General features: G+C 51.3%; 10 protein-coding genes. 1 reads left to right on the top strand and 9 read right to left on the bottom strand.

Annotation, left to right across the window (positions count from 1 at the left end; all coding sequences use genetic code 11):
• Positions 1-151: 151 nt before the first annotated feature.
• From cheZ to tar, 6 genes are read right to left on the bottom strand one after another with little or no spacing between them, the layout of a single operon-like run.
• Positions 152-796, bottom strand: coding sequence for a protein phosphatase CheZ (gene cheZ / locus E6P06_RS17475; RefSeq protein WP_003034659.1), 645 nt, complete (start codon positions 794-796; stop codon positions 152-154).
• 10 nt (positions 797-806) lie between these two features.
• Positions 807-1,196, bottom strand: coding sequence for a chemotaxis response regulator CheY (cheY, locus tag E6P06_RS17480; protein ID WP_003034656.1), 390 nt, complete (start codon positions 1,194-1,196; stop codon positions 807-809).
• Between the two features lie 17 nt (positions 1,197-1,213).
• Positions 1,214-2,263 (bottom strand): chemotaxis response regulator protein-glutamate methylesterase, encoded by a 1,050-nt coding sequence (locus E6P06_RS17485; RefSeq protein ID WP_003034651.1) that lies wholly within the window; start codon positions 2,261-2,263, stop codon positions 1,214-1,216.
• Entirely contained in the window at positions 2,260-3,132 is an 873-nt protein-coding gene (gene cheR / locus E6P06_RS17490; protein ID WP_003034649.1) for a protein-glutamate O-methyltransferase CheR, read from the bottom strand. The genes E6P06_RS17485 and cheR overlap by 4 nt, the downstream gene beginning before the upstream one ends.
• 19 nt (positions 3,133-3,151) lie before the next feature.
• A complete protein-coding gene (gene tap / locus E6P06_RS17495; RefSeq protein ID WP_139935495.1) occupies positions 3,152-4,753 on the bottom strand; it encodes a methyl-accepting chemotaxis protein IV in 1,602 nt (533 codons plus the stop codon).
• A 43-nt stretch (positions 4,754-4,796) separates the two neighbouring features.
• Complete coding sequence (gene tar, locus E6P06_RS17500; RefSeq protein WP_032936849.1) at positions 4,797-6,452, bottom strand: methyl-accepting chemotaxis protein II; 1,656 nt, start codon at positions 6,450-6,452, stop codon at positions 4,797-4,799.
• 406 nt (positions 6,453-6,858) lie between these two features.
• Here tar and E6P06_RS17505 point away from each other — a divergent pair, with 406 nt between their 5' ends.
• A complete protein-coding gene (locus E6P06_RS17505; protein ID WP_003839151.1) occupies positions 6,859-8,130 on the top strand; it encodes a dicarboxylate/amino acid:cation symporter in 1,272 nt (423 codons plus the stop codon).
• A 110-nt stretch (positions 8,131-8,240) separates the two neighbouring features.
• On the opposite strand, the gene E6P06_RS17510 is transcribed toward E6P06_RS17505, so the two are convergent.
• From E6P06_RS17510 to cheA, 3 genes are all read right to left on the bottom strand, one after another.
• The gene (locus E6P06_RS17510; RefSeq protein WP_139935496.1) at positions 8,241-11,801 is read right to left on the bottom strand and encodes an autotransporter outer membrane beta-barrel domain-containing protein; all 3,561 of its coding nucleotides are present in this window, start codon (positions 11,799-11,801) and stop codon (positions 8,241-8,243) included.
• 352 nt (positions 11,802-12,153) lie between these two features.
• Positions 12,154-12,657 (bottom strand): chemotaxis protein CheW, encoded by a 504-nt coding sequence (gene cheW / locus E6P06_RS17515; RefSeq protein ID WP_003839146.1) that lies wholly within the window; start codon positions 12,655-12,657, stop codon positions 12,154-12,156.
• A 20-nt stretch (positions 12,658-12,677) separates the two neighbouring features.
• Positions 12,678-14,714, bottom strand: coding sequence for a chemotaxis protein CheA (cheA, locus tag E6P06_RS17520; protein WP_003034635.1), 2,037 nt, complete (start codon positions 14,712-14,714; stop codon positions 12,678-12,680).
• Positions 14,715-14,716: the final 2 nt, after the last annotated feature.

A 14,716-nucleotide genomic window follows, 5' to 3' on the forward strand; every position in this document is an offset into this window, starting at 1 on the left:
ACCCTGGATAGAGATATAGGCGAGAATGATGCCAGAACAGCTATCCAGCAATGGGAAGAGTAAGCGGTAAAAAAGACGGGATTTATGGCTTTAAGCAGAATTGCGCGTAAGCCGGATGAGAGGCCCACGCCTCACATCCGGCAAATACTCATCAGAACCCGAGGCTATCCAGCAGGTCGTCAACCTGATCCTGGCTTGCCACTACGCCAGCTTTCGAGGCGTCAACCTGCGGGCCGTTCAGCAAGCTTTCGTTTTCACGTTTTGGACGAGCGCCCTGTTCCGGTATGTTTTCCAACAGAACCATCAACAGCTGACGTTCAATTTCCTGGATAACATCCATCATGCGCTTGATGACCTGTCCGGTGAGATCCTGGAAATCCTGCGCCATCATGATGTCCAGCAACTGGGCATTGGTAAAGCTGGTATGTCCGGGCACATCACCAAGAAACTGACGGGTATCGGTGACCAGTTCACGAGCGTCTGACAGTTCGATCGGATTTTCGAACCATTCATCCCAGCGTTTGGTCAGGTCTTTGGCCCCTTTTTCCATCGCGTCCTGGTGCGGCTGCGAAGCTTCGACGCTGTTCAGCGCGCGCTCTGCCGCCTGAGCGGTCATCTGTACAACGTAATCGAGACGATCGCGGGCATCGGGAATTGCTTCTGCCGCTTCGGCAATAGCCTGATCCAGCCCCAGTTCACGCAGGCTGTCGCGCAGCATTCGGGTCAAACTGCCGATGCGCGCGATGATGTCCCCTGCAGAGTGTTCGTCAGCAGGTTTAATTTGTGGTTGCATCATCATCACACCCTCACATGCCCAGTTTCTCAAAGATTTTATTCAGTTTTTCTTCCAGCGTCGCCGCCGTGAACGGTTTCACGACATAGCCACTGGCGCCTGCCTGTGCCGCCGCAATGATGTTCTCTTTTTTCGCTTCTGCCGTGACCATCAGCACCGGCAGAGAAGCCATCCCACCATCTGCACGGATGGTTTTCAGCAGTTCCAGTCCATCCATGTTCGGCATGTTCCAGTCAGAAATAACAAAACCGAATCCCCCTGCCTGTAGCTTGTTCAGCGCATCCACGCCATCTTCAGCCTCTTCAACATTGTTGAATCCCAGCTCTTTAAGCAGGTTACGCACGATGCGACGCATGGTGGAAAAGTCATCCACAACCAAAAACTTAAGCTCTTTATCCGCCATAAAAATAAACTCCTGATTCAAATACGTATTGCCTGTCCGGCACTAATTTTCACCAGCATTTGCTGGCTCACCTGGCTAAGATCGACCACTTCGCTTACGCCACCCATATTGATGGCCTCGCGCGGCATGCCGAACACCACACAACTTGCTTCGTTTTGCGCAATGGTCCAGGCACCCGCCTGGTTCATCGCTAGCATTCCGGCTGCGCCATCGTTGCCCATACCGGTCAGGATCACCCCAACGGCATTACGCCCCGCATGTTTCGCCACCGAATGAAACAGCACATCCACTGAGGGCCGGTGCCGGTTAACCGGCGGACCGTCATGAATTTTGATTTGATAGTTCGCGCCGCTGCGCGCCAGCTCCATATGCTTGTCGCCAGGCGCGATATACGCATGCCCAGGGAGAACGCGCTCTCCGTCCTCTGCCTCTTTCACGGTAATCTGACACAGTTTGTTCAGACGTTCGGCGAACGATCGGGTAAATCCTGGCGGCATATGCTGGGTAATAAGAATACCGGGACTTGAAAGCGGCAATGGCTGGAGTACATGGCGAATTGCCTCTGTTCCTCCGGTTGAGGCGCCGATGACCAACAGTTTTTCTGAACTGAGTAATGGCCCCGTTTTCAAGGTCGTCGGTGCCGCCAAAGGTTTGTGGGCGGCCAGTTTTGCCCGCGATGCGGTGCGGATTTTCTCCGCAATCATCTCGCTATACGCCAGCATGCCTTCGCGGATCCCCAACTGAGGCTTGGTGACAAAGTCAATCGCCCCCAGTTCCAGGGCCCGCAGCGTGACCTCAGAACCTTTACCGGTCAGTGAAGAAACCATAACCACCGGCATCGGACGCAGGCGCATCAACTTCTCAAGGAAATCGAGGCCGTCCATGCGCGGCATTTCCACGTCCAGCGTCAGGACGTCGGGATTGTATTTTTTGATTAAATCCCGGGCGACCAACGGATCCGGCGCCGTCGCCACCATTTCCATATCACTGTGGCTGTTAATAATTTCGGTCATGATTTGACGCATCAATGCAGAATCATCTACCGACAACACCCTGATTTTACTCATGCTTTATCCTTACCTGGCGCATGCGCATACACGGTCTGTCCACGCAGGCTAAACTCGCGCACAAGGTTGCTAAAGTTTTCTGAATGACCTGCAAACAGCAGTCCGTCAGGTTTAAGAAGTGGAACAAAACGGTGCAAAATGTCCTGCTGCGTCGTTTTATCGAAATAGATCATCACGTTACGGCAAAATATGGCGTCAAAAGGGCCAGGCACGTTGTACTGCTTATCCAGTAAATTGACGCTGGAAAATTCAACATGACCTGCCAGTTCCTGCCGAACTCGTACCAGCCCTTCATGCGGCCCGGTGCCGCGCATGAAATAACGCTGCAACTGCTGGGGTGACAGCGTCTTTAGCTCATCGAGGCGGTAAATGCCGTTTCTGGCCTTTTCCAGCACTTCGGTATCAATGTCGCTGGCAAAAACGCGCCAGCGGCCCGGTGCCATACCTAAGGTATCGGCAAGCGTAATCGCAATGCTGTAGGGCTCTTCTCCGGTTGATGCCGCCGCGCTCCAGACGCGGTATTCACCGCTGCGCCGACGAGCATGATCTGACAGCACCGGAAAATGATGCCCTTCGCGAAAAAATGCGGTCAGGTTGGTAGTCAGGGAGTTAATAAAAGCCTGCCACTCAGCACTGTTCTGGTTAGCTTCCAGCATGCTGAGATAGCGACCAAAGTCATCCAGCCCCAGGGTACGCAAACGGCGGACCAGGCGGTTATAAACCATATCCCGCTTGTGGTCGGCCAGTACGATCCCCGCACGCTGGTAGATTAATTGACATATCCGACGAAAATGCGCGTCAGACAGCGCGAGGCGCTGTGTCATCTGTAACAATAATGACGTTTGCCCGGTGGGCAGAGATGATGTCATAGCGCCTTCTCAATCACATTCAGGATACAACGGGCACAACCTGCGGCTGCGCCAACTCTTGTTTTGCTACGGTTTGCTCTTCAAGCTTGAAAAATGCGACACAGGCGGAAAGATTATCGGCCTGTGTGGCGAGTTGTCCGGTGGCGGATGCGGCTTCTTCCACCAGCCCGGCGTTTTGCTGCGTCACTGAGTCCATCTGGCTGACGGCCTGCGCCACCTGCTCAATGCCTCTGCGCTGTTCATCGGATGCCGAGGCAATCTCGCCCATGATGTCGTTAACCCGGGTCACCGAACTGACAATTTCCGTCATCGTGCGCGACGCCATATCCACCAGTTGCGAGCCCTGATGCACCCGGGTGACTGACTCCTCAATGAGCCCCTTAATTTCTTTCGCCGCCTGCGCGCTACGGCTTGCCAGATTACGCACTTCACCAGCGACGACGGCAAAACCACGCCCTTGCTCCCCTGCCCTGGCGGCCTCGACCGCGGCATTCAACGCCAGGATATTGGTCTGGAAGGCAATGCTGTCAATTACGCCGATGATGTCGCCGATTTTCTGCGAGCTGGCAGAAATCTCATGCATGGTGCTGGCAACCCGGGACGTCTGCTCGCCACCTTTATGCGCTGTGTCTGCCGCACTTTTGGCGATTCCTGACGCCTGGCGCGCGTTATCAGCGTTCTGGCCGACGGTGGCGGTAAGTTGTTCCATGCTGGCCGCCGTTTGTGCCAGCGCGGCCGCCTGCTGTTCGGTTCGCGAAGATAAATCGTTATTGCCCATCGCGATTTCTGAAATACCGCTATGCATGGCTGAGCTGCCCTGACGAACGTCACTTACCGTTTCGCGTAACGCCTTTTGCATCTTCTGCAGGCTGGCAAAAATGGCCGAGATCTCATTGCGCCCATAAACCGCTACTGGCCGTGCCAGATTCCCTGCGGCAATACTGTCGAAATGGCTGCCAATAATCGCCAGCGGCTGAACCATCATCTTGCGTGACCAGAACAGCGCACCGCTGGTGAGCAGTGCCGCCAGGACCACCATGGTGGCGAAAATCACCCCCGACATATGATAATTGCGCTGACTCTGCTCTCCTGCCGTTTGCAACACGCGGTCGATGTTGCTCTGCCACGCATTCACATTCGCATCAAAAGCATCTTGAGCCGCCTGCACCGGCGCGGTCAGAAAATCTGACAGCTGATTGTTTTCAAGCCAGGTGGCCTGATGCGCGAGATTGCTGTGCCACTGGTTGAAACTTTTCTCCGTCGCGCTAAACAGCGCCTTGCCTTGTTTCGTCGAATCCGACGTCGCCATAAAGCGTTTAAACATCAATTCAGACTGCGCCAGGCTGTCGCGCGCAAGGGTCATCAGGGTTTTGATGTCCTCTGGCGGATAGCTCAGGGCGGTCAGCGTCCCTGCCTTATTAAGGGCCGTACTGGCCTGTAATAACACAGCGCGGGTTTGGGCCAGCGCAGCGCGTTGCTGATTACTCCGTTCGACCTGATTCAGGTTCTGAAAACCGTCCCGAAATGCCCAGAAGGACAAGCCATTACTGCCAATCTGCAAAACACCGCAGAGGATTAAAATCAAAAACAGCGTGGTCGAAATTCGAATACGATTAAACATCAACGCTCCCATCGGGCGGCACTGGCCGCGGTTTAACTGTCAGTCAAAATGTTTCCCAATTCGTATCTTGTTCAATGCTCTGGCGCGGATAGGAGGCGCTCGGCGCTGCAGGTAATCGTGTATCGCGTGGTTTTGTCGAGGCCGGACGTGACGCAAGACGGAAAGTCGATACCGACTGCGTCAGGCGACTGGCCTGTTCTTCAAGAGCGGCCGCTGCGGCAGCCGACTCCTGTACCAAAGAGGCGTTCTGCTGCGTAACGCGATCCATTTCAGAGACCGCGAGCGCAACCTGATCAATCCCCCGGCTTTGCTCGTCGGAGGCCGAGGCAATCTCACCCATGATATCGGTCACCCGCGTCACGGCATTGACGATGTCGTTCATCGTTTCCCCAGCGCTTTCTACCAGTACAGAACCGGTATCAACCCGAGAAACGGAATCTTCAATCAATGCTTTAATCTCTTTCGCCGCCTGCGCACTGCGGCTTGCCAGATTACGCACTTCGCCCGCCACCACGGCAAAGCCGCGGCCTTGCTCACCGGCGCGTGCAGCTTCAACCGCCGCGTTCAGTGCGAGAATGTTGGTCTGAAAGGCAATGCCATCGATGACGCTAATGATGTCGGCAATTTTCTTCGAGCTATCGGCAATTTCGTGCATGGTGTTCACCACGCTATCAACCACTTTGCCGCCATGCTGCGCGGTGTCCGAGGCGCTTTTCGCCAGTTGCGAGGCCTGACGCGCATTGTCCGCGTTTTGCTTCACGGTTGCGGTCAGTTGTTCCATGCTCGCTGCGGTTTCTTCCAGCGCTGACGCCTGCTGTTCCGTACGAGATGAGAGATCCGTGTTTCCGCTGGCAATTTCGCTGGTACCAGAATAAATCGCATCAGAGCCTTCACGCACCAGAGTGACGGTTTCCGTCAGCGAGCGCTGCATATGATCAACCGTACTGGCCAGCTCGCCGATTTCGTTACGACCACTAACGGCGAGAGTTGCGGTCAGGTTACCGCTGGCGATTTCCCGAATATGGGCAATAACACGGGACAGAGGATTAAGCAGGGTATGACGGATGCCGTACCAGACCACCACCAGAATCAGCACCAGCACCACGGCCAGCACGCCAAGCTGCCATTGGGCGAAATGGTAATCCCGCGCGCTTTGATCAAATGCCTGAACGTAAAGCTTTTCGCTAACGCTGGCGTACTTGCCCAGCGCCTCGCCGAGCGCGTTTTGCATTCCCTGCGTAGGCTGCGCAAAGTAGGCGTCCATATTGCCGCTTTCCAGAAACTGAACCAGTTCTGCCAAGGCCGCATGGTACTGCTGATATTTTTCCTCAATGTTGCCGCTGGCTTCTGCCATTTCCGGCAACGGTGTGATGTTTTTAAATTTTGCGTAATGCGTTTCAGCCTGCGCCAGCGATGCTTTCGCATTCTTCAGCAGATCGTTTTTGGCGCTGCTTTGCTGGTTAGACGCATCCATCATCATGCGCGCAGAAGAACGGCTTAAATTGATTCGTGTTTGCAGCATCAGATCCCATGTTGAGGTGAGTTCACTTTGCTGCTGTCGAAGATCGTTAGAAATAACAAAACTTTGCTGATTCTGCTGCAATGAAGAAAACAACAGACCACCGGAAACAAGCTGTAGCAGTGCGAAAACCCCCAGCACCATCATCAGCATTGTGACAACGCGGATACGGTTAAACATAAGGCACCTTCCTGAAAACGAGTTATCAACGTTATCGGCAGTGGCTGAGATAACTTTACGTTTGCAAAAAGGAAATCCTGAAGGGATGTGAAGCCTGGCGAGGGGAAGGTAAAACGGGTGTGCAGCAACCACAAATTACTCACATAAAAACACCATAATTATCATGCAAATAACATTCATACTCATCGGTGAGCACGGCCAGATTGGCTGAAATACACTTTTTTGTGTGATCTGGATCACACATACGCATCGTAAATACCACAACAAAATGGATAAAAAATTAAAAAAAGTTGTATCCGTTTACGCTTTAATCCAATTTATATGATGAATACTTCGTTACCACTTAATAAGTATAAAAAATGAGTAACCGATCAATAAATGTTAAATCCTTACTGAGGGCTTTTTAGTGGCAAATGCAAACAAACTCACGTTGTTTATCGTGATCTTCATGCTGGCGGGGATCCTGTCGGGTGCGGTGATCCACTCTTATGCCTCCCCCGGCGTTGTGACCGCCTGGGCCGATAATATTACGCTTCTCACCGACATCTTTTTACGTCTGATTAAGATGGTGATTGCGCCTTTAGTATTCAGCACCCTGACCGTTGGTATTATGCGCCTGGGGGAAACGTCCACCATCGGTCGCGTGGGCGGCAAAGCGATGATCTGGTTTATCAGCTCTTCTGTATTGTCTATTCTGGTCGGTCTGTTTGTGGTTTCCCTTGAGCAACCCGGGAGCGGGTTAAACCTTGCGATCCCGCTGGAAGCCACCGACACCGGTCTGGCCGTAGGCGGCATGAGCCTGAAAGGTTTTCTGACACATACCATTCCAACCAGCATAGCCGAGGCAATGGCTAACAATGAGATCCTGCAAATCGTGGTGTTCTCAATGTTTTTCGGTATTGGTGGAGCATCGCTCGGAGAGAAATTTAACGCTCCGCTGGTTGCCGCGCTGGATGTGGTTTCCCACATTATGCTGAAAGTGACCGGCTACGTGATGTACGTCGCGCCGCTGGCAATTTTTGCAGCCATCTCTTCCGTAATCTCTACCCAGGGTCTGGGGATCCTGCTTAACTATGCATCGTTTATCGGCGGCTACTATGTGGCGATTTTGCTGACCTGCCTGGTTCTGTTGGCGGTGGGTTATGTCATGCTGAAAAAAGAGGTCTTTCGCCTGGTGAGCATGCTGAAAGACCCGGTTCTGGTCGCATTCACCACCAGCAGCTCTGAGGCCGCTTATCCGAAAACGCTGGAGCAATTAACTAAATTTGGCTGCTCACCCAACATCGTGTCATTCGTGCTGCCTATCGGTTATTCGTTTAACCTGGTCGGTTCCATGGTCTATTGTTCATTTGCCTCCATGTTTATCGCGCAGGCCTATAATATTCACCTCTCTTTCGCAGAAATCACCGTCCTGATGCTGACGCTGATGCTGGCGTCCAAAGGAATTGCCGGTGTGCCGCGTTCAGCGCTGGTGGTACTGGCTGCAACCATCCCGAGCTTTAATATTCCGGTTGCCGGGATCCTGTTACTGATGGGAATTGACCACTTCCTGGATATGGGACGTTCAGCAATCAACGTATTAGGTAATGGGATTGCAACGGCGATGCTGGCGCAGGATGAAGGTTTACTGGAAGAAAGCGAGTCTTCAGAAAACATCACAGAACAAATTAAGGCTTAGCTTTTTTAAGACAAGAGCAAGCTAAGTAAACAAGAGCAGCAAATCAACAAAGATTACCCCAGCCATAGACTGGGGTATTTCAACAACACCTGGATGATAATTTACATCAATTACCAGCTGTAACGTACGAGCAAACTACCGTTGAGATCGCCATAGTCATTACGTCCTTTTTGACCCGCCACTTGTCCAGTGATACTCCACTGGCTATTCAAATTCGCCTGGATACCCACTTTCACCTCGGCGCGATCTGCCGGAAGATCCTGCTTCACCTCAGCACCATCAAATGCTACGCCAACATCATCACTGGTGTGTAACCAGTTCACCTCTGCAAACGGCTGGATCACCGACGTCGTATTCTTGTGCAGCTTGCCATCTACCCGCAGTCCGAGGCGCGTGGTCCAGCTGTCCCCGTTTTGTCCATCAATACGCGTTCCATTCTGTGCGACAGCGTCCGCTTTAAATTGCTGCCATGTCGCCTGAGCCTGCGGCGTCAGGCTGACGACATTATAGTTGGCAAGTATGATGTCGTACCGATAGCCCGTTTCCAGAGAGACCGCGCTCGCCGCCGAATCATAATCTGTTGACCCGACATCGCCGTTTTCGACGCTGTTATCGTAGAGCCCGTACTGGTACCAACTGTCCACGTACAGGCCGCTGTGATTTTTCGCATCCGCAAACCAGGTGGCATAAGCGCCAAGATTATAACCGGCTACGTTACCACTGGCAGAGAACCGGCTCCCATCTGCACCACGGTTACCCGTACTGTCCGTGTCGGCGTGAATATAACTCACCATCAGCCCCGCCTTCAGGCTCTGCTCGCCATTATCCCAGCTAAGCACATCACCACCGATTTGCAGTTGCGAATAAGTGTTGTCAATATCCACATGACCGTCTGCAGCTGTTGACGACGCTTCACCCGCTTTAAAGCGCAGCCACATACCGCCGTCACCGGTACGTAATTGACTCCCTTCGCGATCATAAAGGGTCTGCATTTGCAGATTACGCGCCATCCACTGGTTGCCCAGATAAGCGCCAATATCAGCCCGATATTGCGGTTCTACCGGTTTAATATCACCACCATCGTCCGGGTATACCGGCGTGACATCACCGCCATCGTCCGGGTATACCGGCGTAACATCATCGCCATCATCCGGGTCTACTGGCGTAACATCATCGCCATCATCCGGGTCTACCGGCGTAACATCATCGCCATCATCCGGGTCTACCGGTGTAACATCGTCGCCATCATCCGGGTCTATCGGCGGGACAGCCTGCGAACGCAAATACCAGTCACCGCCATCTTCATACAATCGGTATTCATACAAACCTGTCTGCACCTGATTACCCTGAGTAAAAACGCCATCAGACTGACCGCCGACATCAATCACTTCAATACCTTTCGTTGTTAACGCCCCTTCTCCCCCGATATTATTGACATAGAGCGTCGTGCTACCGGAAGTATCACCTGTGATAATCACTTTATCCGTCGGTGAATTGTCATCCCCTAACTGCGTGTTCAGATAAAGATTACTGTTATCACCATGATAATTTCCATTAATCGTCAGCGTCTTGAACTGTCCGTTATGTGAAGGAGTATCAAATACAATATCTCCGGCATTATTTAATTGAGTTAAAGAAGAATCACCGGTAATTGTCCATTGCGTCTTTTCAGCCAGTGAGAGATTCAGCGAAGAGTCTACCGTTGGCTCGGTGTTAACAAACGTCTCCCCCACAAACCGCGAACCAGACGCCATATCCAGTGAAATGCTGCCTTCACCCGCGCTAATGATATTGCCCGTAATATCCATTACACCTGAACCAGTCACGGTCCCGCCGGGTAAGAGATTTCCCGCACTGTCGGTAACAACCGGAACAAAAATAGCGACACCATCCTGGGTTTTAATGGTGGTGTTACCGATCAGCGATATTGCCCCGCCCTGCTGAACCACCGCGCCATAACCATTTTCCCCACTCGCTGTCACATCAATGGTCAGGTTTTCACCATTAATTATTCCCGGACGGTTTAAATTATTACTTCCTATCGCCCAAAGCCCGTAAGGGTTATTTTGCCCACTCATGATAATATCGGTATTCGCGATATTAACCGTTGCGCCGTAGAACTGGGATGACACGCCGTAACCATCGATCGCGTAAATAACATTTCGATTGTCGGCATCCCCTTTAAAATCAAGAGTACTCCCGGAGGCCGCAGCGATACCGCTGGTCACAGAGCCCAACCTGGCTGAACTTCTGCCGTCAACAACGCTGCCTGCACCAATCATCACATCGCCCCCCTGCGCAATGATGCCCACAGACTGGGCGGTATTGACGATAAGTGCATCCGCGTGGAATTCGCCCCCCGTCACCCAGAGAGTCGTCGCCTCTCCGGCTGCGCTTATGATGCTGTTTTGGCCTAAATCCATAAAACCTGTGTTCATTGATATTGCATTTACCTGAGACCCTGTTACATCAATCGTTAGATTATCAGCAATAAATTCAGAACCTTTTGCCGCGGGGTTTATCGTTACTCCAGCCCCATCATAGAAGCCGGTGATTGAGATGGTCGATCCGCTGCCCAAATCAATGCGTGAGCCGGCCTCATTAATAGCGATACCACGCGTGGTACACCCTCCTGTGCGGCAGTCCAGAGTCGTACTGATATTAATATCCATATTATTGGCGATTAACGTAGCATCAGGACCCATAACCGAGATACCTTCAGCAAGATCGGAGGTGCCATTGATAGTTACTCTGCTGTTATTTCCCAAATCAACATGATTATTTTTACCCAACTTTAAACCTGTCACAGAACCATAATCTGTTGCCAGTCCTGTTGCAGTGACAGTGAGTTGATCGGCATCTAATACACCATCAGTACCTATCTCAATACCGGTTACAATATTATTGCCCTCTACAACCACCTGGCTATTTTTACCTAAATCAATTTTAGCATTACCCGTGCTTTGAATCCCCCACGCGGTGTTGTCTTTACTCGTAGCATGGATAAAACCATTATCCATGGTGAAAGTACCACTCCCGCCTAATAAATAAACACCGCGGGCATCACCTATCCCACCAATACTATAATCAGTTTCCGTTATGGCTGTAATAGAACTTCCACTACCAAGATCGACGTTACTGTCTTTTCCTATATTTTTAAATCCATAAACATTATTTTTACCCGAAACGTCGATATTAATACCAGATGCTGTTACCTCTGTACCCGGGTTATTAGCTGAAATCAAAATTCCGGTAGTATTTTTACTTGAATTTTGTGTGCCATCCGTATCGGCGACATGAACTTCGGTATTCGTGCCTAAATCATTTTTGGTACCATTATCCAGTGAAACCCCGGTAGACAGAGTTTCACCAGATACGTTGATAGTTGCTTTTCCTTTAATCTGTAAGCCATCACCGCCGGTCGTGATGCTCTCAACACCCGTGGTATTTGTTTGTCCACTAGCCGTAACGACTTCATTATCACTCAAAATAATTGATGCACCGTTTTGTGGGCCTAACTCTGCAGCATTAACAGGAGCAGTACTTATTAATGTTGCCAGGCCTGTTATTTTGATGCTATTACGCAGTCCATTATTACCGCGGGAAAACTCACCAGCAACCACAAACATATTACGCGCCGTACTCCAGACTATATTATATATAGCATTCACATTTAGTTCCCTCTACGCCAATAGAAAAATCAGGAGGCACAAGTTCATTATATATTCATGAGCAATATAGATTATTTCAACCAATTAATAATTTATATATTGCACTTGTAGATTATATTATATGCGCCAGCAAACAATAGATACTATAAGGACTCGCCAGTTTTAATTAAAGAAAAAAATACAAATAAACCAAGTAAATGAAATAACAATAAACATTCAAAATTAAAATAAAACAACCATTATTACTTGGCTTCCCTACACACAAAATTAAAAGCAAAACGCCCTCCATATTGTGGAGGGCGTTTAATAACTGCCAGCTAAATATTACAGAGAATGATAATATTGACTACCTTTATGCCATATGCGATGCGGCAATATCCAGTAGCGCCATTTCTTCGCTGTTCAGCAGCTTCTCAATGTTGACCAGGATCAGCATCCGGTCACCCAGCGCACCCAATCCCGTCAAATATTCCGTCGACAGCGTGACCGCAAACTCCGGTGCCGGACGGATTTGATCCGTTGTCAGAGACAGCACATCCGAAACGCCATCCACCACAATCCCAACCACCCGCTGACCCAGGTTCAGCACAATCACCACGGTGTTTTCGTTGTAATCCACATCACTCTGGCTAAATTTCACGCGCAGGTCGACGATAGGCACAATCACACCACGCAGGTTCGTGACGCCTTTGATAAATGCAGGCGTGTTAGCGATGCGCGTCACCTGATCATAACCACGGATTTCCTGCACTTTCAGGATATCGATACCGTACTCTTCATCCCCCAACGTAAACACGAGGAATTCCTGACCTGACGGTTCGCCGGCCAGTTTAGTTACATTACTCATACCGGTCATATTATTCCCTTCTCACTCAATCAGGCGGCTGTGATCGCCACACGTTGTTCGCGGTTTAATCCCTGCAATGCAGAGACATCGACAATCAGCGCGACGCTGCCGTCGCCGAGGATCGTTGCTGCAGAAATACCTGGCACTTTGCGGTAGTTGCTTTCCAGGTTTTTGACCACTACCTGGTGTTGACCAATTAACTGATCGACCAGCAGCGCATAGCGACGCCCTGCACTTTGTAAAATAACCACAATGCCCTGAGTCGCTTCAGTTTTAGCGCCTTCAACCTCAAAGACTTTCCACAACTCAACCAGCGGTAAATATTCGCCACGCACTTCCAGAACGCGTTCGCCTCCGGCCAACGGATGGAGATCTTCTTCGCGCGGTTGCAGCGATTCCATAACGGCATTTAGTGGCAGAATGAAGACCTCATCCGCCACGCGCACGGACATCCCGTCGAGGATCGCCAGCGTCAGCGGCAGCAGAATGCGAATAGTGGTCCCCTGTCCCTGTTTGGACTGGATCTCAACATGGCCGCCCATCTCCTGGATATTTCGCTTCACCACATCCATACCCACGCCGCGTCCGGAGACATCCGTCACCTGTTCGGCGGTCGAAAAACCTGGAGCGAAGATCAACATACCCACTTCGTCATCGCTCATATTTTCGTGGATCGGCATGCCCTGGGAGATAGCTTTGGCCAGGATACGTTCGCGGTTCAGGCCAGCGCCATCGTCGGTCACTTCAATACAAATATTCCCACCCTGGTGCTCCGCGGAAAGCGTCAGATTGCCGATTGGGCTTTTGCCGGATTCAAGGCGTTTTTCCGGCAGTTCGATACCATGGTCGAGGCTGTTACGCACCAGGTGCGTCAACGGATCGATGATGCGTTCAATCAGGCTCTTATCGAGTTCGGTTGAGCTACCTACCTGCGTCAGCTCGACCTGTTTACCCAGCTTACCGGCCAGATCGCGCACCAAACGAGGGAAACGACTGAACACATACTCCATTGGCATCATACGAATCGACATCACCGACTCTTGCAAATCGCGGGCGTTACGTTGTAACTGACCCATGCTGGTGATGAGATCGCCATGATTGACGGGATCCAGTTCGTTAGATCGCTGAGCCAGCATCGACTGGGTGATGACCAACTCACCGACCAGGTTAATAAGCTGATCGACCTTCTCAACCGCTACGCGTATGCTGGTCGACTCGCTGGCGCGGGCTGGTTTTTCACGCTCCGCGCGCCCATGTGGCGCTTCACTGGCGGCGGCTTTCACCGCTGGCGCAACGGCAACTGGCTGCGGCTTCGCGACAACGGCTACCTCTTCAGTTTCTACAGTCGCGGGCGCTGCGCTGACGGTTTCGAATTCAATTTGGTCAGCTTCAATGACAAAGCAGAGTACTGCAATGATGTCATCTTCTGCGAGGTTGCCATCAAGCGTAGCTGACAGCGTGTCGCTTCCTTTTACCACATCGGTTAAGGTCGCCAGATTCCCCAGTTCCTCTTCCAGCAAATCCACTTCGCTGGCTTTCAGACGCGAGAGAGTAATGCGTTTTTTACTCTCTTCACTGGCGAGTTCAGGCTTTGCAACCGCCTCTTCCTGCATCGCGGTGCTATCAACAACGCTCAGTTTTGCTGAGTTGACAACTGACGGTGCGGTTTCACCTTTCGCTTCGAGCGCTAACTGCCGTAACGCCTGGCAAATGTACTCAAAACTGTCGGCATCAGGCTCCACTGAGCTTTTATAGGCGTCGAGCTGTTCCTGCATAATATCTTTCGTTTCCAAAAACAGGTTGATAATGTCGGCATTGAGCTGCATCTCGCCACGCCGCGCTTCATCCAGCAGGTTTTCCATCAGATGGGTCGTTTCCTGCAAAATGGTAAAGCCGAAGGTGCCCGCCCCGCCTTTAATCGAGTGCGCTGCACGAAAAATGGCATTCAGCTGTTCGGAGTCCGGGGCTTCAGGAACCAAATCAAGAAGGTGTTGCTCCATATCAGCCAACAGTTCGTCAGCTTCATCAAAAAATGTCTGATAAAAATCGCTAATATCCATGCTCACGC

Source organism: Citrobacter sp. CF971 (genome assembly GCF_006385635.1).
GTDB classification, from domain to species: Bacteria; Pseudomonadota; Gammaproteobacteria; order Enterobacterales; family Enterobacteriaceae; genus Citrobacter; species Citrobacter freundii.